The sequence below is a fragment of the Streptomyces luteosporeus genome (genome assembly GCF_039532865.1).
GTDB classification, from domain to species: domain Bacteria; phylum Actinomycetota; class Actinomycetes; order Streptomycetales; family Streptomycetaceae; genus Streptomyces; species Streptomyces luteosporeus.
In genome coordinates, this window is the sequence record NZ_BAAASL010000004.1 from 239891 (window position 1) to 261656 (window position 21766).

Annotated in this window: 22 protein-coding genes; 4 read left to right on the top strand and 18 right to left on the bottom strand. The window is 72.6% G+C overall.

The window, feature by feature from the left end:
* Window positions 1-15: 15 nt before the first annotated feature.
* From ABD361_RS06700 to ABD361_RS30630, 6 genes are read right to left on the bottom strand one after another with little or no spacing between them, the layout of a single operon-like run.
* On the bottom strand, window positions 16-1149 hold the full coding sequence (locus tag ABD361_RS06700; RefSeq protein WP_344433844.1) for a cytochrome P450 family protein: 1134 nt from the start codon (window positions 1147-1149) through the stop codon (window positions 16-18).
* On the bottom strand, window positions 1131-2771 hold the full coding sequence (locus tag ABD361_RS06705; RefSeq protein WP_344433845.1) for a cytochrome P450: 1641 nt from the start codon (window positions 2769-2771) through the stop codon (window positions 1131-1133). The genes ABD361_RS06700 and ABD361_RS06705 overlap by 19 nt, the downstream gene beginning before the upstream one ends.
* Entirely contained in the window at window positions 2771-3397 is a 627-nt protein-coding gene (locus ABD361_RS06710; RefSeq protein ID WP_344433846.1) for a GTP-binding protein, read from the bottom strand. Before ABD361_RS06710 ends, ABD361_RS06705 begins: the two co-directional genes overlap by 1 nt.
* A complete protein-coding gene (locus tag ABD361_RS06715) occupies window positions 3375-3737 on the bottom strand; it encodes a DUF742 domain-containing protein (RefSeq protein WP_344433847.1) in 363 nt (120 codons plus the stop codon). Before ABD361_RS06715 ends, ABD361_RS06710 begins: the two co-directional genes overlap by 23 nt.
* Window positions 3734-4165 (bottom strand): roadblock/LC7 domain-containing protein, encoded by a 432-nt coding sequence (locus tag ABD361_RS06720; protein ID WP_344433848.1) that lies wholly within the window; start codon window positions 4163-4165, stop codon window positions 3734-3736. The genes ABD361_RS06715 and ABD361_RS06720 overlap by 4 nt, the downstream gene beginning before the upstream one ends.
* Window positions 4162-6426 (bottom strand): ATP-binding protein, encoded by a 2265-nt coding sequence (locus ABD361_RS30630; protein ID WP_425583162.1) that lies wholly within the window; start codon window positions 6424-6426, stop codon window positions 4162-4164. Before ABD361_RS30630 ends, ABD361_RS06720 begins: the two co-directional genes overlap by 4 nt.
* A 387-nt stretch (window positions 6427-6813) precedes the next feature.
* Between ABD361_RS30630 and ABD361_RS06730 the strand changes: the two genes are divergently transcribed.
* Together ABD361_RS06730 and ABD361_RS06735 are read left to right on the top strand one after the other, a co-directional pair.
* Window positions 6814-7479, top strand: coding sequence for a potassium channel family protein (locus ABD361_RS06730; protein WP_344433849.1), 666 nt, complete (start codon window positions 6814-6816; stop codon window positions 7477-7479).
* Window positions 7479-8156: a potassium channel family protein gene (locus tag ABD361_RS06735; protein WP_344433851.1), complete on the top strand. Its 678-nt coding sequence runs from the start codon at window positions 7479-7481 to the stop codon at window positions 8154-8156. Before ABD361_RS06730 ends, ABD361_RS06735 begins: the two co-directional genes overlap by 1 nt.
* Window positions 8157-8231: 75 nt before the next feature.
* On the opposite strand, the gene ABD361_RS06740 is transcribed toward ABD361_RS06735, so the two are convergent.
* From ABD361_RS06740 to ABD361_RS06755, 4 genes are all read right to left on the bottom strand, one after another.
* Window positions 8232-8960, bottom strand: coding sequence for a DUF3159 domain-containing protein (locus tag ABD361_RS06740; RefSeq protein WP_344433852.1), 729 nt, complete (start codon window positions 8958-8960; stop codon window positions 8232-8234).
* A gap of 3 nt (window positions 8961-8963) precedes the next feature.
* Window positions 8964-9362, bottom strand: coding sequence for an OB-fold nucleic acid binding domain-containing protein (locus tag ABD361_RS06745; protein ID WP_344433854.1), 399 nt, complete (start codon window positions 9360-9362; stop codon window positions 8964-8966).
* A gap of 89 nt (window positions 9363-9451) precedes the next feature.
* Window positions 9452-10141 carry a response regulator gene (locus tag ABD361_RS06750; protein WP_344433855.1) on the bottom strand — a complete coding sequence of 230 codons (690 nt, stop codon included), beginning with the start codon at window positions 10139-10141 and terminating at the stop codon, window positions 9452-9454.
* Window positions 10142-10208: 67 nt separating this feature from the next.
* Window positions 10209-12764, bottom strand: coding sequence for a DUF4118 domain-containing protein (locus ABD361_RS06755; protein WP_344433856.1), 2556 nt, complete (start codon window positions 12762-12764; stop codon window positions 10209-10211).
* Window positions 12765-12945: 181 nt separating this feature from the next.
* On the opposite strand from ABD361_RS06755, the gene ABD361_RS06760 reads away from it, so the two are divergent.
* Entirely contained in the window at window positions 12946-13521 is a 576-nt protein-coding gene (locus ABD361_RS06760; protein ID WP_425583163.1) for a GNAT family N-acetyltransferase, read from the top strand.
* A 44-nt stretch (window positions 13522-13565) separates the two neighbouring features.
* On the opposite strand, the gene ABD361_RS06765 is transcribed toward ABD361_RS06760, so the two are convergent.
* From ABD361_RS06765 to ABD361_RS06800, 8 genes are all read right to left on the bottom strand, one after another.
* Window positions 13566-14345 (bottom strand): putative protein N(5)-glutamine methyltransferase, encoded by a 780-nt coding sequence (locus tag ABD361_RS06765; protein ID WP_344433858.1) that lies wholly within the window; start codon window positions 14343-14345, stop codon window positions 13566-13568.
* Window positions 14346-14518: 173 nt separating this feature from the next.
* Window positions 14519-15163 carry a potassium-transporting ATPase subunit KdpC gene (gene kdpC / locus ABD361_RS06770; protein ID WP_344433859.1) on the bottom strand — a complete coding sequence of 215 codons (645 nt, stop codon included), beginning with the start codon at window positions 15161-15163 and terminating at the stop codon, window positions 14519-14521.
* Window positions 15164-15167: 4 nt separating this feature from the next.
* Window positions 15168-17282: a potassium-transporting ATPase subunit KdpB gene (gene kdpB / locus ABD361_RS06775; RefSeq protein ID WP_344433860.1), complete on the bottom strand. Its 2115-nt coding sequence runs from the start codon at window positions 17280-17282 to the stop codon at window positions 15168-15170.
* A complete protein-coding gene (gene kdpA / locus ABD361_RS06780; RefSeq protein WP_344433861.1) occupies window positions 17279-18970 on the bottom strand; it encodes a potassium-transporting ATPase subunit KdpA in 1692 nt (563 codons plus the stop codon). Before kdpA ends, kdpB begins: the two co-directional genes overlap by 4 nt.
* An 8-nt stretch (window positions 18971-18978) precedes the next feature.
* Complete coding sequence (gene kdpF / locus ABD361_RS06785; protein ID WP_217241610.1) at window positions 18979-19068, bottom strand: K(+)-transporting ATPase subunit F; 90 nt, start codon at window positions 19066-19068, stop codon at window positions 18979-18981.
* A gap of 316 nt (window positions 19069-19384) precedes the next feature.
* A complete protein-coding gene (locus ABD361_RS06790; RefSeq protein WP_344433862.1) occupies window positions 19385-20161 on the bottom strand; it encodes a DUF3710 domain-containing protein in 777 nt (258 codons plus the stop codon).
* Window position 20162: 1 nt separating this feature from the next.
* A complete protein-coding gene (gene dut / locus ABD361_RS06795; RefSeq protein WP_344433863.1) occupies window positions 20163-20663 on the bottom strand; it encodes a dUTP diphosphatase in 501 nt (166 codons plus the stop codon).
* Window positions 20660-21244: a PaaI family thioesterase gene (locus ABD361_RS06800; protein ID WP_344433864.1), complete on the bottom strand. Its 585-nt coding sequence runs from the start codon at window positions 21242-21244 to the stop codon at window positions 20660-20662. The genes dut and ABD361_RS06800 overlap by 4 nt, the downstream gene beginning before the upstream one ends.
* A 59-nt stretch (window positions 21245-21303) precedes the next feature.
* Here ABD361_RS06800 and ABD361_RS06805 point away from each other — a divergent pair, with 59 nt between their 5' ends.
* Window positions 21304-21750, top strand: coding sequence for a DUF3093 domain-containing protein (locus ABD361_RS06805; protein ID WP_344433865.1), 447 nt, complete (start codon window positions 21304-21306; stop codon window positions 21748-21750).
* Window positions 21751-21766 lie beyond the last annotated feature (16 nt).

A 21766-nucleotide genomic window follows, 5' to 3' on the forward strand; every position in this document is an offset into this window, starting at 1 on the left:
GGGCGTCCGGGGTCTTCAGGAACGGTGTGGACGCAGCGTCACGGGCAGTGACAGGTGGCCGTTGGAGATGAAGGATTCCACGGGTTGCAGGCCCTCTTCCGGAGTCATCAGTTCCATCTCCGGGAAGCGCGCGAAGAGGGCCGGCAGCGCGATCTCGGCCTCCAGCCGGGCCAGCGGGGCGCCCAGGCAGTAGTGCACGCCGTGCCCGAAGGAGAGGTGCTCCTTGGTGGCACGTATCACATCGAATCGGGCGGCGTCGTCGCCGTCGCCGTAGATCTCGGGGTCGCGCCCGGCCGCGGCGTACGCGGCGACGATCGGGTCGCCCTTGCGGAGCACCACGCCACCGTCCAGCTCGATGTCCTCGACGGCGTAGCGCAGCGGCAGGTTGGCGACCGGGGCCTGGACGCGCAGGGTCTCCTCGATCACGTCCTGCCAGCCCGCCCGGCCCTCCCGGACCAGGGCGAGCTGGTCGGGGTGGGTGAGCAGGGCGTGGATGGCGTTGTCGAGGAGGTTGACGGTGGTCTCGTGGCCCGCGCCGATCATCAGCAGCAGGGTGTCGACGAGCTCCTGCTCGTTCAGCTGGGAGTCGTCCTCGTCCCGGGCGGAGATCAGCACGCTCGTCATGTCGTCGCCCGGCGTCTCGCGCTTGGCGGCGACCAGGCCGCGCAGCAGGGCGTACAGCTCGCTGTACGTCGCGGTGACCTCCTCCGGGTCGGCGGAGGTGTGGAAGATCGAGTCCACGCAGCGGCGCAGCCCCCCGCGGGTGTCCGCGTCCTCGACGCCGAACAGCTCGCAGATCACCTGGATCGGGATCGGGTACGCGTACCCCTCGCGCAGGTCGGCCGGCTCCCCGGGCGGGAGCGCGGCCAGGCCGTCGAGGATCTCCGCGACCATCGCCTCGATGCGCGGGCGCAGCGCCGCGGTGCGGCGGGCCGTGAACGCCTTGGCCACCAGGGTGCGCAGGCGCTTGTGGTCGCTGCCGTACGCGGTGAACATGTTCGTCACCGCCACCCACGTGTACAGCGGCCACTCCGGCGAGATCTCACCGTTGATCCAGGCGGGCCAGTGGCGGCGCGGGTCCTTCGAGACGCGGGGGTCGGTCAGCAGCCGCTTGAGCAGGGACTGGGACGTTATTGCCCACGCCACCACGCCGCCAGGGAGCTCCACACGGGCCGCCGGCCCGTGGGCCCGGACGCGGGCGGCCTCGCCGTGGAGGTCACGGCCGGTGGGATCGAGCGCGACGACGGGGTGGGCGGAACGTTCCATCGGCGGTCTCCAGAGATCTCGGTCCCGCCGGGCTGCGGCCCGGACGGGTGCGGGGAGTGCGGGGAGGGGAACTGATCGACGGGGGACTGATCAGCTGCGGACGGTTCGGTGGGCGACGCCGCCGCGTGCCGCCCGTAGCCACCACCGGCGGGTACGGACCGGGGTACGGGCACCTGCGCGGGCACCGGCACCGGGGGGAAGCGCACCGGCAGCGCGGTCAGCGCGCGGTGGAAGGGGCCCGGGCGCCACACCAGCCGGTCGGCCGGCACGGCCAGCTCCATGTCCGGCAGCCGGTCCAGCAGCTTCTCCACGGCGGTGGCCGCGATCAGCCGGGCCGGGTCCTTCGCCGGGCAGTGGTGCGGACCCGCGCTCCAGGCCAGGTGGGCGCGGTTGCCGGTACGGCGGTCCGAGCGCAGCGACGGGTCGGTGTTCGCGGCGGCGAAGCTCACCACGACCGGCTCGCCGGCGCGCACCGGCACCCCGCCGAGCTCGGTGTCGGCCAGGGCGTAGTGCACGGCGTAGTTGGCCATCGGCGGGTCCAGCCACAGCACCTCGTCGAGGGCGTCGTCGACGGGCATGCTGCCGCCGGCCAGGTCGCCGGCGAAGCGGTCGTCCGACAGCAGCAGCCGCAGCGCGTTGGCGATCAGGTTCTGCTGGGGCTCGGTGCCGGCGCCGATCAGGACGACGAGCTGGTGGAGCATCTCCTCGTCGGACAGCTGCACCGGGTGCGCCATCAGCCAGGAGGTGACGTCCGCGCCGGGCTTGCGGCGCTTGAGCTCGATGAGTTCGAGCAGGCTGGTGGTGATGAGGGTGTCGGCGCGCTCGGCGTCGACGCCGTCGAAGATGCCGGAGAAACCCTCCACCAGGCGGTCGCCCAGCGCGGGCGGACAGCCGAAGAGCTGCTGGAAGACCAGCAGCGGCAGCACCTTGGCGTACGAACCCAGCAGATCGGCCTCGCCCAGCGCGGTGAAGCGGTCGATCAGGGCGTCCGCGCTGCGCTCGACGTAGCCGCGCAGCGCGTTGGGGTCGATCCGGGAGAGGCTGTCGTCGACGGCGCGGCGGTAGCGGTGGTGGTCCTCGCCCTCGGAGAACAGGCAGTTCGGCCGGTAGGCCATCATCGGCACGACCGGGTTGTCGGCCTCGACGCGGCCCTCCACGAAGGCCCGCCAGCGGCGGGCGTCCTTGCCGAACCGCTCCGGACTGCGCAGCACCTCCAGCGCCGCCCGGTAGTCGGTGACCAGCACGGCCCGTACCCGCGGCGCCAGTTCCACCGGCGCCAGCGGGCCGTACTGCCGCAGCCGCCGGTAGACGGCGTGCGGGTCGGCGGCGAAATCGGGGCCGTACAGCGGGGTGTACGGCCCCTGGTGGGGCTGAGGCTGGGGCTGGGGCTGGGGCTGGGAGTGAGGCTGGGGCTGAGGCTGATGGGGCTGCTGATGTGCCGGGCAACCGCCCGGGACCGGCGTCGGGCCCGGCGTCGGTCCCGGCCCGGCGTCGGAGTGGTGCATCACACGGGCTCCTGAACGGTGCTGCGGCGCTGCAGATACTCGACGAGGGCGATCAGCGCACGGGTCGACGAGACGCGGTCACGGGCGTCACACGTGACCAGCGGGGTCTCCGGGAGCAGATCCAGCGCCTCGCGGACCTCCTCCTGCGGGTACACGGGCGCGCCGTCGAAGTGGTTGACCGCCACCGCGTACGGCAACCCGTGCTCCTCCAGCAGACCCATCACGTCGAACGACTGCTCGAGCCGCCGGGTGTCGGCGAGCACGAGCGCGCCCAGGGCGCCCTCCGTCATGTCCTGCCACAACCGGGTGAAGCGCTGCTGACCCGGTGCGCCGAACAAGTACAGGACGAGACTGTCGTTCAGCGTGAGCCGGCCGAAGTCCATGGCGACCGTCGTGGTCGTCTTGCCCTCGATCCCGGCGAGATCGTCGACCAGGGCGCCGGCCTGCGTCATCGTCTCCTCCGTGCGCAACGGCCGGATCTCCGACAACGAACCGACGAACGTCGTCTTGCCGACCGCGAAGTGACCGACGACAAGAATCTTGACCGCCGTGCGGACGGTCCCCGGCAGATAGCGGGAGCCGTGCGAGCCGTGCGCGGCGGCGTCAGAGGCGAGCGCGGAGTCCATCCAGCACCTCCTGCAGGATCTGGGCCTCGGGCAACTGCGCCGAGGGAATGGGGGCCCGGGTGGAGAGATGACCGCTGTCCACGAGATCGCCGAGCAGCACCTTGACGACACTGACGGGCAGCATCAGGTGCGCGGCGATCTCCGCGACGGACAGCGCGCCGCCGAGGCAGAGTTCCATGAGGGCGCGCTTCTCGGGACTCAGACCGCCGAGGGGCCGGTCCCCGTGCGCCATGACCAGGGTGACCAGGTCGAAGGTGTTACGGGTGGGATGCGAGCGGCCCTCGGTGACCACGTACGGGCGTACGAGCCCCTTGTCGCGGCGCGACGCCGGCGGGGTCATGCCGGGCTGCCCGGAGCACCCTGCCACTGGCGCGGCGGCGTCACCAGTTCCTTGCCGAGACGGTCGACGGTCTTCTGCATCCGGTAGCTGACGGCCTCCATGTCGACGTTCTCCGACGTCGAGACCGCCAGATACGCGCCCGGGCCCGCGGCGATGAGGAACACGTAACCGTGCGCGAACTCGATCAGCGTCTGCCGCCAGGCGGTCTCGTGGTGCTGCGGATGCGTACAGAAATCACTGGTCGAGCGGCTGATCGACTGCAGGCCGGACAGCGCCGCGGCCTGCCGCTCCGCCTCGTCGCGGTCGATGCCGCGCGAATGCGCGCGCAGCATGCCGTCCGCGGACAGCAGGATCGCGTGCCGGGCCTCCGGCATCTTCACGACCTCGTCCAGCATCCAGCCCAGGTCTTTGTTCAGGTGGTCGTTCACGCGTACGGGTTCCCTTCGTCTTCCGGATGCTGGTAGCGGTGGCCGCGCCCGTCGGTGCGGCCGGCGCGGGTGCCGCGCGCGAACGCGCCCATCCGCCGTGCGGTCTCCTCCGCAGTGCGCTCCGCCACGGGCGCCGCAGGCGCCCCCGCCCCCCGCCGCCCGGCGGCAGGCTCCCGCCGCCGCCGCTTGGGCAAGCCCCCGGCGGTCGTCTCCCGCGGCGCGTCGGGGTCGGCGGGCGGCACGTTGCCGGTACCGGGCGGCTCTCCCCCGGCCCCGCGGGCGGCGGAGCGGCCTGCGGCCGAGCGATCGGCCCGGGCGTCGGTGCCGGACGCGCCGGCATCGGCCCACAGGACGTCGGCGTCCGCAGGCGGCACGTCACCGGCCGAGCGTCCGAACCATGCGTCCGCGGGCGCGGGCGCGCCGGACCGAGCGTCCGCGCCAAGCGGCGCGGCGCCGGGGCGACCGCCGACCGGGTGGTGATCCGACCAGGCGCCCGCGTCGGCGGACGGCACGGCACCGCTGCCGGGCGCCTGCGGCGCGTCCGCGTCCGCGAGCGGGAAGCCGCGGCCGTCCGCCGCAGGCGGCAAGTCGGCACCCACGCCGGGCACACCGTCATGGGCCTGCGGCGCGCCGGACCGGGCGTCGATACCGGGGGAACCCTGCGGGCCTCCCGCGGCCGCGCGGTCCGGCCAGGCGTTCCCGCTGGTGGGCGGCACCGCACCACTGCCCGGCGCCTGCCGGGCATCGGCGTCCACGGGCGCGAAGCCGCGGCCGTCCGCCGCAGGCGGCAAGTCCGCGGCCGCGCGATCGGGCCAGTCGTCCCCGACTGCGGGCGGCAGGGCGCCACTGCCGGGCGTGTGAAGGTCGTCCGCATCCGCGGCCCGGAAACTGCGGCGGCTGCCCGCCGCGGGGGGCAGGTCGCTCCCGCCGTCCGGCCAGGCATCCCCGCCGGCAGGCGGCAGGGCGCCCGCGTCGCGCGGGCCTGGCGTGGCCGGGCCGGGCAGGCCCCGGGTGGGGAAGGGGTCGGCCGTCTCGGGCCGCGGGCCCGGGGGCCGCGGGCCCGGGGGCTGCGGGGCCGCGGCTGCGCCGCGCGCCTCCGGCGCATCCGCGCCGCCCGCATGCGGCACCGCGCCGGCCCCTCGCGCCTGCGGCGCGTGCGGCATCAGGCGGGGTGGGTCCGCCAGCGGGGGCAGGTCCGGGGTCGGGGGGGTCTCCGGGGGGCGGGGGCGCAGCGGGGTCGTGGCGGGGCCGTCGACGTCGAGTTGGGTCAGCAGGGTGGCGGGCAGGAAGACCACGGCCCGTACGCCGCCGTAGGGCGAGCGCGTGTCGACCGAGACGCTGAAGCCGTAGCGGGCGGCGAGGACGCCGATGACGGGGAAGCCGAACTGCGGGGGGTCGCCGAGGCGGGAGACGTCCACGGGGCGGCGGCCGGCGAGCATGGCGACGGCTTCCTCGACCTCGCGGCCGTCCATGCCGACGCCGGCGTCGTCGATGATCACGCAGGCGCCGTTGTGCACGGGCTGGATGCCGACCTCGACGGTGGTGTTGGGCTGGGAGTGGCGGGCGGCGTTGTCGAGGAGTTCGGCGACGGCCAGGACGACGGGTTCGACGGCGCGGCTGACGACGGCGAGGTCGCCGTCGGCGGGGCCGTGCACGCGGACGCGCCGGTAGTCGCGGATGCGGGAGGTGGCGCCGCGGACGACGTCGGTGAGCGGGGAGGCGACGCGCTGCCGGCCGGGCCAGGAGCCGCACAGGACGGCGATGGCCTGGGCGCGCCGGCCGAACTGGGCGTTGGCGTGGTCAATCTCCAGCAGGTCGCGCAGCACGTCGGGGTGGTCGTGGCGTTCCTGCATCTCGGAGATGGCCAGCTGCTGTTCGTGGGCGAGGCCCTGCAGGGCCCGCATGGACGCCTTGAGCGCGGCCTTGGCGGACTGGTCGGCGCGGGCCTGGGCCTTGTCGACGGCGCGGGCGAACAGCTCGATGACGGCCTGGAGGTCGTGGGCGAAGGCGGTGCCGGCGAGGCGTTCGTCGAGGGGGCCGGGCGGGGGCGTGTCCTGGCCGACGGCGTCGACGACGGCCGGCAGGCGTACGCCGACGAGGTGGGCCGTCTCCTCGTCACGGGCGCGGAGGCTCTCCTCCAGCTGGGCGACGCGCCGGCGCACTCCGTTGGTGATCGTCCGCTGGCGCACCAGCAGGACCGCGACGGCGGTCAGGGCGATGGCCAGGCACCAGATCACCACCTCCGGTATGTGATGCGACATCAATTCCTCTTGGACGACGGGGGCATGGACACGGCGGGACAGGTCGGCGTCCTGACGTCCCGTCCGAAGCGGAATACGGCGATCATCCTAACCACCACGGTGACCCCCTGTCCGATCTTCGTCACACATTCCCGAACAACCTTGCGTATCTCTTGATCACTTCCGGTCATCCTTGATCACCTGCCCGGTCGGCGGTCCTGGCGCCCGCTCCCCGGAGCGTTGCGGATACGGTGGTGGCATGCGCCGACGCGGGGCGCACGCCACCACCGGGCGCGCCGCGGCGTACCCGCGTACCGGAAGTTCGCGGGGCCAGCAGATCGGGAAGAAAGTTGTGAGCAGGTTGTTGGTGCAGGTCAGCGCGGTAGTCCGGAGCATGGGGCAGTCGTAATGCACATCGTGATCATGGGGTGCGGGCGGGTGGGCTCGGCCCTCGCGCAGACCCTCGAACAGCAGGGCCACACGGTGGCGGTCATCGACCAGGACCCGACGGCGTTCCGCCGCCTGGGCTCGGGGTTCGGCGGCCGCCGCGTGACCGGCGTCGGCTTCGACCAGGACACCCTGCGCGAGGCGGGCATCGAGGAGGCGGGCGCCTTCGCCGCCGTCAGCAGCGGTGACAACTCCAACATCATCGCCGCCCGGGTGGCGCGCGAGATGTTCGGCGTGGAGAACGTGGCCGCCCGCATCTACGACCCCCGCCGTGCCGAGGTCTACCAGCGGCTCGGCATCCCGACCGTGGCGACCGTCCGCTGGACGGCGGACCAGATGCTGCGCCGGCTGCTGCCCTCGGGCGCGGAGCCGCTGTGGCGCGACCCGAGCGGCGGCGTCCAGCTGGCCGAGGTGCCGGTGTCCGAGGCCTGGGTGGGTCACAAGGTGAGCAGGCTCCAGGAGGAGACCGGCGTGCGGGTGGCGTTCATCACCCGCCTGGGCGAGGCGATGCTGCCGGTGTCGGCCACGGTGCTGCAGGAAGGCGATCTGGTGCACGCGATGATGCGCACCGACGAGGTGGAGAAGGTCGAGGCGGCCTTCGCTGCCGGTCCCGAGGAGGCCCACTGATGCGGGTAGCCATTGCCGGCGCGGGAGCCGTCGGTCGTTCGATCGCGGGCGAGCTGCTGGAGAACGGGCACGAGGTGCTGCTCATCGACAAGGCCCCCTCGGCCATCTCGGTGGAGCGCGTGCCGCTGGCGGAGTGGCTGCTGGCCGACGCCTGCGAGATCACCTCGCTGGACGAGGCCGCGCTGCAGCGCTGCAACGTGGTGATCGCCGCCACCGGTGACGACAAGGTCAACCTGGTCGTCTCGCTGCTGGCCAAGACCGAGTACGGCGTGCCGCGCGTCGTGGCCCGGGTGAACAACCCGAAGAACGAGTGGCTCTTCAACGAGTCCTGGGGCGTGGACGTCGCCGTCTCCACCCCGCGCCTGATGTCGGCCCTCGTCGAGGAGGCCGTGAGCGTCGGCGACCTGGTGCGCCTGCTGCGCTTCAGCCAGGGCGACGCCAACCTCGTGGAGCTCACCCTGGCCCCGGAGGCCGCGCTGGCCGGCACCCGCGTCGGGGACGTCGACTGGCCGGAGGACACCGCCCTGGTGACCATCATCCGCGGCAACCGCGTCCTGACCCCCAACAAGGAGGACGTGCTGGAGGCCGGTGACGAGCTGCTGTTCGTGGCGGCCCCGGCGCGCGAGGAGCAGCTGGAGGACCTGCTGTCGGTGCGCCGCGAGGACGCGACGGGCTGACGCGGCAATCACATACGCGACGAGGGCCCCGGGACACGTCGTCCCGGGGCCCTCGTCGCATGCGTCGGGCCGGCCTCAGCCCGCCTCGGCCTGTGCCTCGCGCTCGGCGCGCTCGGCGGCCTCCATCTCGGCGAAGACGTCGATCGGCGGCGGCGCCTTCGACAGGAAGATCCAGGTCAGGTAGACCGAGAGCAGCATCGGCGGAATGCCGAGCGCCACCTTCACCCAGCCGAGCTGGGTGGCGTCGCCCCACCAGTACAGGGGGAAGAGGATCGCCGACTTGGCGAGCAGGATCAGCCCCCAGGCCCAGCTGGCCTTGGTGTAGGCGACCTTGCGGCCGGGGTTGCGGGTGCGCCAGGAGAGGTTCTCCTTGAAGATCGGGCCCAGGATGAGGCCCATCAGCGGGTACCCCGCGAGGGAGGAGGCGATGTAGGCGATCGCCAGGCCCAGGGTGTAGAGCATCCCCGGCAGGTAGAAGTTCTTGGCGTCGCCGGACATCATCGCGAAGACGGCGCCGAAGGCGACCCCGAAGACGCCGCTGAAGGCGTGCTTGAGGGTGTCGCGGCCCACCAGCCGGGCGATGCCCAGCACCAGGGAGAGGCCCAGGGCGGCGATGGCGGCGATGTGGATGTCCCGCTTGACGGTGTAGATCGCGACGAAGACCAGGCCCGGGACGGTGGTCTCCACCATGCCCCGCACGCCGCCGAACGCCTCGAACAGCGCGGCTTCCGTGGCCGCCCGGGAGTCCGTCCCGTGCGGGTGCTGCGAGGCTTGCTGGTCCGTCATCTTGTCGATGGACGACAACGGCTACTCCTGTCCGAGCGGTCGGAGTTCGTATCGGGGGTTGAACAGCACCCGCCGGCCGCGGCTCATGGAGACCCGGCCGGAGGCGATCAGCTTACGGCCGGGCTCGATGCCCGCGATGGAGCGGCGGCCCAGCCATACGACGTCGATCGCGCCCGAACCGTCGAACAGCTCGGCCTCGAGCGCGGGGACCCCGGCCCGCGGACGCAGGGTGACGGTCCGCAGCGTGCCGGTGACCTTGACTATGTCCCGGTCGTCGCAGTCGCATATGCGCGCGCAGCCGGTGGCCGCCGTGTCCTGCTGCAGCTCGGCGTGGTGCAGCTCCTCCTGCGAGGTGGAAAGCCGGTCGAGCATCCGGCGGAAACGGCCGGTCGGCTTGTCGGAACGGGGTTCGGCACTCATGCCCCCAGCGTAGCGGGGCACGAGGGCCCCCGGAGCAGCGGCGACGACCCGTACCGTACGGTGACGGCCCGCCGGTTCCGTAGCCGCGCTCACGCCTCGAAGCGGTAGCCCATCCCCGGCTCGGTGACGAAGTGCTTGGGGTGCGAGGGGTCCTGTTCCAGCTTGCGGCGCAGCTGGGCCATGTAGACGCGCAGGTAGTTCGTCTCCGTGCCGTAGGAGGGGCCCCAGACCTCCTGCAGCAGCTGCTTCTGGCTCACGAGACGCCCCGTATTGCGTACCAGCACCTCCAGCAGGTGCCATTCCGTCGGGGTGAGGCGGACGTCCGTGCCGCCCCGGTTGACCTTCTTCGCCGCGAGGTCGACCGTGAAGGCCGCCGTCTCGACGATCGCGTCGTCGCCCGTGGCCGAGGCGCCCACCGGCTCGGCGCGGCGCACGGCGGCGCGCAGCCGGGCCAGCAGCTCGTCCATGCCGAAGGGCTTGGTGACGTAGTCGTCGGCGCCCGCGTCGAGCGCCTCGACCTTCTCGTCGGAGGTCTGGCGGGCCGAGAGCACCAGGATCGGCACCCGGGTCCAGCCGCGCAGTCCCTTGATGACCTCGACGCCGTCCATGTCGGGCAGGCCGAGGTCGAGGATGACGACGTCGGGGTGGCGCGCGGCGGCGAGCTGGAGCGCGGTGGCGCCGTCGGGCGCGGCGTCGACCTCGTACTTCCGCGCCTTGAGGTTGATCACGAGGGCGCGGACGATCTGCGGCTCGTCGTCGACCACGAGCACCCGGTTCATGCGGCATCCACCTCTGCTGTTCGGTTCTGTCTGCTGTGTGCGTACGGCCCGTACGCGGAGCCCGGGCTCACGTCGTGACCTGGGCGGGCAGGTCCGGCCGTACGGGCGGGCGGCCGGCGGCGGCGCACAGGGTCAGGACCATGGTCATGCCGCCGCCGGGGGTGTCCTCGGCCGTCAGCGTGCCGCCCATGGCCTCGGCGAAGCCGCGGGCGACGGCGAGGCCCAGGCCCACGCCGGCGCCGCGCGGGGCGTCGCCGTAGCGCTGGAAGGGCTCGAAGATGCGGTCCTTGGCGCTGTCGGGCACGCCGGGCCCGCGGTCGGCGACGCGCACCTCGACGCGCTCGCCCAGGGCGCTGGCGGAGACCAGGACCGGGGTGCCGCCGGGGCTGTACTTGACCGCGTTCTCGACGATGTTGGCCACGCTGCGCTCCAGCAGGCCGGGGTCGACGGCGACCATGGGCAGCGACTCGGGGATGTCGAGGTCGACGCTGCCCTCGGGCACGCCGCCCAGCGCCATGGGGACGACCTCGTCGAGGTCGATCTCCCTGATCAGCGGGGTGACCGTGCCGGTCTGCAGGCGGGACATGTCGAGGAGGTTGCCGACGAGGTGGTCGAGCCGGTCGGCGCCGTCCTCGATGCCGGCCAGCAGCTCGGCCTCGTCCTCGGGCGACCAGGCGACGTCGTCGGAGCGCAGGGACGTCACGGCGGCCTTGATGCCGGCGAGGGGGGTGCGCAGGTCGTGGCTGACGGCGGCCAGCAGGGCGGTGCGGATGCGGTTGCCCTCGGCGAGCCGGCGGGCCTGCTCGGCCCGGTCGACGAGCCGCTGCCGGTCGAGGACGACCGCCGCCTGGGCGGCGAAGGCGGCCAGGACGCGCCGGTCCTCGGCGGGCAGCACGCGGCCCGAGAGGGCCAGGGCGAGGTTGTCGCTCACCGGCATGTCGACGTCGGCGTCCTCGGGCCGCAGCAGCTGTTTGCCGTTGCCGGTGACGACGCTGCCCACGCACGTCCACGGCTCGACCTCGCTGGCCCGCTCCAGCAGGGCGACCGACTCCATGGCGAAGGTCTCGCGGACCCGCTCCAGCAGGGCGTCCAGGCTGGTCTCGCCGCGCAGGACGCTGCCGGCGAGGAAGGAGAGGATCTCCGACTCGGCCCGGAGCCTGGCGGCCTGGTGGGTGCGGCGGGCGGCGAGGTCCACCACGGAGGCCACGGACACGGCCACGAAGACGAAGATCGTGATCGCGATGATGTTCTTGGGGTCCGTGATCGTCCACTGGTGCAGCGGCTCGACGAAGTAGTAGTTGAGCAGCAGGGAGCCGAAGGCCGCCGAGGCCAGGGCCGGCAGCAGGCCGCCCAGCAGGGCCGCCGCCACCGTCGCGCACAGGAACAGCAGCATGTCGTTGGCGAGCCCGAGGTCCGCCGGGATGACGCGGGTGAGCAGCAGGGTGAGCAGCGTCGGCATCCCCACGCCGACCAGCCAGCCGGCGAGGATGCGGCCGCGGCCGAGGCGGGCGCCGCGGGCCACGGGCAGGCCGCGGCCCTTGGCGACCTCGTCGTGGGTGACGATGTGCACGTCGAGGTCGGGGCCGGAGTCGCGGGCGACGGTCGCGCCCACGCCGGGGCCGAAGATGTACTGCCAGGTCTTGCGGCGGCTGGAACCGAGCACGATCTGGGTGGCGTTGACCCCGCGCGCGAACTCCAGCAGCGAGGCCGGCACGTCGTCCCCTATGACGTGGTGGAACGTGCCGCCCAGGTCCTCCACCAGCGTGCGCTGGACGGCCAGCTCCTTGGGGGAGGCCGAGGTCAGGCCGTCGCTGCGGGCGATGTACACGGCGAGGATCTCGCTGCCGGAGCCCTTGGCGGCCATGCGGGCCGCACGGCGGATGAGGGTGCGGCCCTCGGGGCCGCCGGTCAGGCCCACGACGATGCGCTCGCGGGCGTGCCAGATGCGCGAGACGTCGTGCTCGGTGCGGTACTGCCGCAGGTACTCGTCGACCCGGTCGGCCGTCCACAGCAGGGCCAGTTCGCGCAGGGCGGTCAGGTTGCCGGGGCGGAAGTAGTTGGAGAGGGCGGCGTCGACCTTGTCGGGCTTGTAGATGTTGCCGTGCGCCATGCGGCGGCGCAGCGCCTGCGGCGACATGTCGACCAGCTCTATCTGGTCCGCGCGGCGCACCACCTCGTCGGGGACGGTCTCGCGCTGGCGCACGCCCGTTATCGACTCGACGACGTCGCCGAGCGACTCCAGGTGCTGGATGTTGACGGTCGAGACGACGTCGATGCCGGCCTGCAGCAGCTCCTCGACGTCCTGCCAGCGCTTGGTGTTGCGGGAGCCGGGGACGTTGGTGTGGGCCAGCTCGTCGACGAGGGCGACGGCCGGGCGGCGGGCCAGGACCGCGTCGACGTCCATCTCGGTGAAGGCCGACTCGCGGTAGGTGATCTCGCGGCGGGGCACCTGCTCCAGGCCGTGCAGCATCACCTCGGTGCGGGGGCGGCCGTGGTGCTCCACGAAGCCGACGACCACGTCGGTGCCCCGCTCCACCCTGCGGTGCGCCTCCGAGAGCATCGCGTACGTCTTGCCGACGCCCGGCGCCGCCCCGAGATAGATGCGAAGGTTGCCGCGTCCCATGGCCCCATTGTCTTTCACGTGTCGCGACGGTGTTCGCTTCGCCGCATACCGTCGACCTTACGGCCAACCTTCGGGACATTTCGGACGCCGGCCGCCTCGGGGGCAGGTATTGACGCAGCTCTGACGCCCGCAGCCGGGAGGACGGGAAACCGGGTGCGGCACCCGGGCGCGCGGCGGCACAATGACGCCACCGCCGACGCGAGGGACCGCCGCCATGCCGATGCGTATACGCTCCGTGCACACCTCCGACCTCACGGCCGCCGAGCTCGACGCCGTCCGCTCCCTGATGGACGCGGCCTTCGACGACTTCACCGACGACGACTGGGACCACACCGTCGGCGGCATGCACGCCCTCGTCCTCGACGAGGACGGGGCCGTCCTCGCCCACGGCTCCCTGGTGCAGCGCCGGCTCCTGCACGGCGGCCGGGCGCTGCGCACCGGGTACGTCGAGGGGGTCGCCGTACGGGCCGACCGGCGCCGCCGGGGCCACGCCTCGGCCGTGATGGCCACGTTGGAGCGGGTGCTGCGCGACGGCGCGTACGAGCTGGGCGCGCTCGGCGCCGCGGACGAGGCCGTGCCGCTCTACCGGGGCCGCGGCTGGCAGCCCTGGCACGGCCCGCTGTCCGTGCTCGCCCCGACGGGCCTCCACCGCATGCCGGAGGAGGCCGGCGGCATCTTCGTGCTGCCGGTCAACGGCACCCGGGTCGACACCGCCGGGGAGCTCACGTGCGACTGGCGCCCGGGCGACGTGTGGTGAGGCCCGGGCCCGCGAGCGGACCCGGCACGTCCGGCGAACGTGCCTCAGTGCCGCCCGGCTCCCGGGCGTTGGCCGATGACGACCGTCGCGCAGCGCTCCTCGCACGTGGCCACGCTCGGCTCCAGGCCGCCGGCCGTGAAGAGGGCGGCGGTCAGGGCGGCCTGCCGTGCGCCGGTCTCGACCAGCAGGTGGCCGCCCGGGGCGAGCCACTCGCGGGCGGCGGCCGCGACGCGGCGCTGGACGGCCAGCCCGTCGCTGCCGCCGTCGAGCGCCACCAGCGGTTCGTGGTCGCGGGCCTCGGAGGGCAGCAGGGGGATTTCGTCAGAGGGGACGTAGGGGGCGTTGGCGATCAGTACGTCGACGCGGCCGCGCAGGGAGGCGGGCAGCGGGGCGTACAGGTCGCCCTCGTGGACCCGGCCGCCGAAGGGGGCGAGGTTGCGGCGGGCGCAGCGCACCGCGGCCGGGTCGATGTCGGCGGCGTGCAGTTCGATGCCGCCGACGGCGGCGGCGACGGCCGCGCCGAGCGCGCCCGTGCCGCAGCACAGGTCGAGGACGACGGAGCCGGGTGCGGCCAGGGCCGCGGCGCGGGCCGCGAGGAACTCCGTACGGCGGCGCGGGACGAAGACGCCGGCGTCGACGGCCATGCGCAGGCCGTGGAACTCGGCCCAGCCGAGGACGTGTTCGAGGGGCAGCCCGGCGACGCGCCGCCCGGCCATGGCCTCGGCGTCGGCCGGGGTGCGGGCGGTGGCGAGGATGAGGGCGGCCTCGTCCTCGGCGAAGACGCAGCCGGCGGCGCGGAGCCTGGTGATGAGGGTGTGGGACATGAAAGAGCCTTTCGGGGGACCGAAGGGCGCTCTCTCGACGTCACCTGGACGTGGTCGCGGGTGAGAGCGCCCGGCCTGCTGCAGCGGTAATGGGTCTCACCTCCTGATGTCGTCGTGGCCCGGCAAGATCACGGATCTCGCCGGGCCACGACTTTACCCCACGGGTCCGGGGCTCAGCGCGTCAGTTCGCGCAGGGCGATGTTGAGTTCGAGGACGTTGACGTGCTCCTCGCCCATGAAGCCGAGCAGGCGCCCCTGGACGTGGTCCTCCACGAGCCCGGCGACCTTCGCCTCGGGCAGGTGGTGGGCCTTGGCGACGCGTGCCACCTGCAGCCGGGCGTAGGCCGGGGAGATGTCGGGGTCGAGGCCGGAGGCCGAGGCGGTCAGGGCGTCCACCGGCACCTCGGACGGGGGGACGCCGTTGAAGGCGGCGATGTCGGCGCGCCGCTTGGTGACGTTGTCGAGCAGCACCTTGCTGTCGGCGGCGAGGTTGGAGGCGCCGGAGACCACGAGCTTGTCCTGCGTGTTCTCGGTGTTGGCGCCGGCCGCCGAGGGGCGTCCCTGGAAGAACTTCGGGTCGGGCAGGGGGTTGCCGTCCTTGTCCTTCTTGTCGAGGTCGTAGCTCTGGCCGAGCAGCCGGGAGCCGACCGGCTTGCCGTCGACCTTGATCTCCGAGCCGTTGGCCTTGTCGTTGAAGGCGGCCTGGGCGATGCCGGTGACGACCAGCGGGTAGATCACGCCGCAGACCAGCGTGAGGACGAGCAGGGCGCGCAGCCCCGCGCCGACCAGGCGGGCCGTGGTGCGTACGGAGTTGTTCATGACGTCACCCGATGCCAGGGATGAGGGAGATGAGCAGGTCGATGATCTTGATGCCGATGAACGGGGAGATCAGGCCGCCCAGTCCGTAGATCAAGAGGTTGCGGCGGAGCATGGCGTCCGCGCTCATCGGGCGGTAGCGCACGCCCTTCAGGGCGAGCGGCACCAGCGCGACGATGATCAGCGCGTTGAAGACGACCGCCGACAGGATCGCCGACTGCGGCGAGTGCAGGCCCATGATGTTGAGCTTGTCCAGGCCGGGGTAGGCGACCGCGAACATCGCCGGGATGATGGCGAAGTACTTCGCGACGTCGTTGGCGATGGAGAAGGTCGTCAGGGCGCCGCGCGTGATGAGCAGCTGCTTGCCGATCTCGACGATCTCGATGAGCTTGGTGGGGTCGGAGTCCAGGTCCACCATGTTCCCGGCCTCCTTGGCGGCCGAGGTGCCGGTGTTCATGGCCACGCCGACGTCCGCCTGCGCCAGGGCCGGGGCGTCGTTGGTGCCGTCGCCGGTCATGGCGACGAGCTTGCCGCCGGACTGCTCGCGCTTGATGAGCGCCATCTTGTCCTCGGGGGTGGCCTCGGCGAGGAAGTCGTCGACGCCGGCCTCCTCGGCGATGGCCTTGGCCGTCAGCGGGTTGTCACCCGTGATCATGACGGTCTTGATGCCCATGGCGCGCAGCTCGTCGAACCGCTCGCGCATGCCTTCCTTGACGACGTCCTTGAGGTGGATGACGCCGAGGACCCGGGCCCCCTTGTCGTCCTCCACGGCGACGAGCAACGGGGTGCCGCCGGCCTGGGAGATCGCGTCGGTGAGCGTACGGGCGTCCGCGGCGACGCGGCCGCCGCGCTCCTCGACCCAGGAGATGACCGAACCGGTCGCGCCCTTGCGGACCTTGCGGCCGTCGGCGTCCACGCCCGACATGCGGGTCTGGGCGGTGAAGGGCACCCACTCGGCGCCCACCAGCTCGCCCTCGTGGCGCTCGCGCAGGCCGTACTTCTCCTTGGCGAGGACGACGACCGAGCGGCCCTCGGGCGTCTCGTCGGCCAGCGAGGACAGCTGGGCGGCGTCGGCGACCTCGGCGGCCGTCGTGCCCTTGACGGGGACGAACTCCGCGGCGCGGCGGTTGCCGTAGGTGATGGTGCCGGTCTTGTCGAGCAGCAGCGTGGAGACGTCTCCCGCGGCCTCGACGGCGCGGCCGGACATGGCCAGGACGTTGCGCTGGACGAGCCGGTCCATGCCGGCGATGCCGATCGCCGAGAGCAGGGCGCCGATGGTGGTGGGGATGAGGCAGACCAGCAGCGCCGCGAGCACGATCATCGTCTGCTCGGCCTTCGCGTAGATCGCGAAGGGCTGCAGGGTGAGGACGGCCAGGAGGAAGACGATGGTGAGCGAGGCCAGCAGGATGTTGAGGGCGATCTCGTTCGGCGTCTTCTGCCGGGCGGCGCCCTCGACCAGGTTGATCATCCGGTCGATGAAGGTCTCCCCCGGCTTCGTCGTGATCTTGACGACGATGCGGTCGGACAGCACCTTCGTACCGCCGGTGACGGCCGAGCGGTCGCCGCCGGACTCGCGGATGACCGGCGCGGACTCGCCCGTGATGGCCGACTCGTCGACGGAGGCCACGCCCTCGACGACGTCGCCGTCGCCGGGGATGACGTCGCCGGCCTCGCACACCACCAGGTCGCCCACGCGCAGGTCGGTGCCGGGCACGGACTCCTCCGCGCCGCCGGCGGTCAGCCGGCGGGCGACGGTGTCGGTCTTGGCCTTGCGCAGGGTGTCGGCCTGGGCCTTGCCGCGGCCCTCGGCGACGGCCTCGGCGAGGTTGGCGAAGATCGCGGTCAGCCACAGCCAGACGGTGATGGCCCAGCCGAACCAGTCGCCGGGGTGGGCGAGGGCCAGGCCGGTGGTGACGACCGAGCCGACCTCGACCACGAACATCACGGGGGACTTGACCATCACCCGCGGGTCGAGCTTGCGCAAGGCGTCCGGCAGGGACTTCAGCAGCTGCGCGGGGTCGAACAGGCCGGAGGGGACCCGGCCGGGCTCGTGGCCGCCGCTCTGCCCGGGGGTGTCCCCGGAGTCCTCGGTGGCGGTACGGACAGGGGTGGTGGTGCTCATGAAAGTCCCTCCGCCATCGGGCCAAGGGCCAGGGCCGGGAAGTAGGTGAGACCGGTGATGACGATGATCGCGCCGACGAGCAGGCCGGCGAAGAGCGGCTTCTCGGTGCGCAGGGTGCCCGCGGTCTCGGGGACGGGCTGCTGCTCGGCCAGCGATCCGGCGAGCGCCAGGACGAAGACCATCGGCAGGAAGCGGCCGAGCAGCATGGCCAGGCCGATGGTGGTGTTGTACCAGGGGGTGTTGGCGTTCAGGCCGGCGAAGGCGGAGCCGTTGTTGTTGGCGCCGGAGGTGAAGGCGTAGAGCACCTCGGAGAAGCCGTGGGCGCCGCTGCCGTCCACCGAGTTGCCCGCGGTGTTGAGGATCGACTCCGGCGGCGAGGACAGGGCCATCGACAGCGCGGTGAAGCCGAGCACGAGGGTCGGGGTGATCAGGATGTAGCAGGCGGCGAGCTTGATCTCCCGGGTGCCGATCTTCTTGCCCAGGTACTCAGGCGTGCGGCCGACCATCAGGCCGGCGATGAAGACCGCGATGACGGCCATGACGAGCATGCCGTACAGGCCGGAGCCCACGCCGCCGGGGGCGATCTCGCCGAGCATCATGCCCAGCAGGGTGATGCCGCCGCCGAGGCCGGTGAAGGAGGAGTGGAAGGAGTCCACGGCGCCGGTGGAGGTGAGCGTCGTGCTGGTGGCGAAGATCGCTGAGGCGCCGACGCCGAAGCGCTGCTCCTTGCCCTCCATGGCCCCGCCGGCCGCCTGCAGCGCCGCGCCGTGGTGGGCGTACTCGGTCCACATCATCAGCGCCGTGAAGCCGAGCCAGATCAGGCCCATGGTGGCCAGGATCGCGTAGCCCTGCCTGACGTTGCCGACGAGCTTGCCGAAGGTCCGCGTCAGCGCGAAGGGGATGACGAGGATCAGGAAGATCTCGAAGAGGTTGGTGAAGGCGTCGGGGTTCTCGAAGGGGTGGGCGGAGTTGGCGTTGAAATAGCCGCCGCCGTTGGTGCCGAGTTCCTTGATGACTTCCTGGGAGGCCACGGCTCCGCCGCCCACCTGCTGGGTGCCGCCGGTGAGCTGGCCGATCTCGTGGATGCCGGAGAAGTTCTGGAGGGCACCGCACGCGACGAGGACCAGCGCGCCGACGACGGACAGGGGCAGCAGAATGCGGACGGTGCCGCGCACGAGGTCCGTCCAGAAATTGCCGAGTTCACCGGTGCGCGAGCGGGCGAATCCGCGGACGAGGGCGATGGCGACGGCCATGCCGACGGCGGCGGAGACGAAGTTCTGCACGGCCAGGCCGAGCGTCTGCACGGCGTGGCCCATGGCCTGCTCGCCGGAGTACGACTGCCAGTTGGTGTTGGCGACGAACGAGGCGGCGGTGTTGAAGGCCTGGTCCGGGCTGATGGCGTGGAAGCCGAGCGAGAGCGACTTCGGCAGGACGCCCTGGGCCCGCTGGAGCAGGTAGAGGAAGAGAACGCCCACGAAGGAGAAGGCGAGGACGCCGCGCAGATAGGCCGGCCAGCGCATTTCGGCGTCGGGGTCGGCGCCTATCAGGCGGTACGTCCACTTCTCCACGCGCAGGTGTTTGCCGGAGCTGTAGACCGCGGCCATGTGGTCGCCGAGCGGCCGGTAGACCAGGGCGAGTGCGGCGATCAGGGCGGTGAGCTGGAGGACTCCGGAGAGAACGGGGCTCATGGGCGTGCTCAGAACCTCTCCGGGAAAACGAGGGCGAGGATCAGGTAGCCCAGCAGGGCGACGGCCACGACCAGGCCGACAAGATTCTCGACGGTCACAGCTTCGTCACCCCCTTGGCGACGAGAGCCACCAGCGCGAAGACCGCGCACGTGGTGACGACGAAGGCCACGTCGGCCATCGTGTGCTCCTAGAGAGGGTTCGAGTGAACGGACCTCTAGAGGAAACATCCGATACCGGCGGGTACGGCCTGCGTTGACGCCTCCCTTACGGCCATTAGCGCGCCCTTGACGCGATCCATACGCGACCGCGGAGGACCTGCACACATACGACCGGGCCGGAACCCGCAATGCGGATTCCGGCCCGGTGAAACACTCGATTCCGGCCGCCTGAAAGGCAGCCGTACCCGTTTGTGTGTCAGCGCACCTCGGAGATTTCCGGGCCCCGCTCCAGGCGGTCCACGCCGCCCGCGAAACGGGAGCCGGACGGCTCCTGCTGGAGCCCCTCGGCGACCATCTGGGCGTCCTCGGGCAGCTTCAGGACGATCGGGTCGCGCGGGGCCATCGGGCCCTGCCCGCGCACCACGACGGTGTCCTGGAAGATCTGCTCCAGCAGCCCCGCGGTCTGCGGCTGCACCGCGCCCTGGCCGGAGATGACGCCGCGCAGGAACCAGCGCGGACCGTCACAGCCGACGAAGCGCACGAGCTGCACGCCCTGGGTGCCGTCCGGCAGCGCCACGGGCACCTGGGCCCGCAGCTCCCAGCCGAGCGGGCCCTCGACCTCGTCCACGACACCGCCCTGCTGGGTGATGCCGGCCGCGATCTCCTCGCGCACCTCGGGCCAGATGCCCTCGCGCTTGGGGGCGGCGAACGCCTGGAGCTGGACGGCGCTGTCGCGCAGCACCACCGTCGCGGCGACGATGGCGTCACCGGCGACCTCGACGCGCAGCTCCATGCCCTCGACGCCGGGCACGAACAGCCCGCCCAGGTCGACCCGGCCGTCGGCCGGGTCCCGCACCTCGGAGACGTCCCACGGCCCGTCGGGGCGGGGGCCCGGCTCCAGCCGGACCCGCATCTCGCTGCCCTGCGCGGCTTCGCCCGCCAGGGGGTCCTCAGCCGAATTTTCGGAGGTCACGTCGTCGAGGCGATCCGGCCCGACAACGTCCTCGCTGCGCTTGCGGCGACGACCGAACACGTCACTGTCCTTCCCGGTCGCAGGCGACCGAAGCGAATCCATTCCCCACGGCAGCGTGGCCACCGGTGGACCCGAAGCCCCCTTCGCCCCGTGCCGAGCCGGGAAGCTCCGCCACCTCGTGGAAGCGGACCTTCTCGACCTGCTGGACAACCAACTGGGCGATCCGGTCGAACCTCTCGAACCGGACGCTCTCGCGCGGGTCCAGATTGACCACAATCACCTTGATCTCTCCACGGTACCCGGCATCGATGGTGCCCGGGGCGTTGACCATGGAGACCCCGCAGCGGGCCGCCAGGCCCGAGCGGGGGTGCACGAACGCCGCGTAACCGTCGGGCAGCGCGATCGCGACACCGGTGGGCAGCACGGCCCGCTCGCCCGGTGCCAGCACCGCGGCCTCGGTGGTGACCAGGTCCAGGCCCGCGTCACCGGGGTGCCCGTACGAGGGGAGGGGCACCTGCGGATCCACACGATTGATGAGTACGTCGACGGGCTGCCGGCTCACGGGTTCACCTCGAAGGCTCGTGCCACCTTCACCTGATCCGGGTCGGCGAGGGCGGCCTGGATCTCCTGCTTGCGGCCGTTGGCGATGAAGTGGTCGACCTTGACCTCGACGAACACCGCGTCCGCCTGCACCGCGACCGGGCCGTCCGGGCCGCCGATGCGACCGGTGGCCGTGCAGTAGATCTTGCGGCCGTGCACCGCCAGCGCCTCGGCCTGCAGGTGCAGCACGGTGTCCACCGGCACCGGCCGCACGAAGTCCGTCTCCAGGCGACCGGTCACCGCGATCACGCGCAGCAGCCAGCCCAGCGACCCCAGCGTCTCGTCCAGGGCCGTGGCCAGCACGCCGCCGTGCGCGAGGCCCGGAGCGCCCTGGTGGGCCTCCCTGACCCGGAACTCGGCGGTGACGCTCACGCCCTCGCCGGCCCGCGCCTCCAGGTGCAGCCCGTGCGGCTGGCCGCCGCCGCAGCCGAAGCAGTGTTCGTAGTGCGACCCGATGGTCTCTCCGGGCGCGGGGGCTTCGGGGTGCCGCACCGGGGGGACCGCGTCCCCCGGCGGTGTCAGCGCTGTCGTTCGTCCACTCACAGGGGCTGACCTTACCCGCGCGGACGGCGCCCGGTCCCGTCCGTGCCAAGCTTGTGCACATGCAGCCTTACGAAGAACGCCTGACCGCCCCCCGCTCCTGGTGGTTCGTCGCGGTCCTCGCCGGGATCGCCATGGGGGTGATCCTGCTGCCGCTGGGGCCCCTGCCCATGCTCGGCGGGCTGGTCGGCGGCGGGGCGCTCGCCGCCGCGGCGGTGAGCTCGTACGGCTCGGTGCGCATCCGCGTGGTGGGCGACTCCCTCGTCGCGGGTGACGCCCGCATTCCGCTGACGGCCCTGGGCACGCCCGAGGTGCTGGACGCGGAGGAGGCGCGCGCCTGGCGCACCCACAAGGCCGACGTGCGCGCCTTCATGCTGCTGCGCGGCTACGTGCCCACGGCCCTGCGCGTGGAGGTCACCGACCCGGCCGACCCCACGCCGTACCTGTACCTGTCCACCCGCTCCCCCGAGCGCCTGGCCGCCGCACTGACGACCGCCGCCACGGCGTGAGGAACGTGCGCGCAAG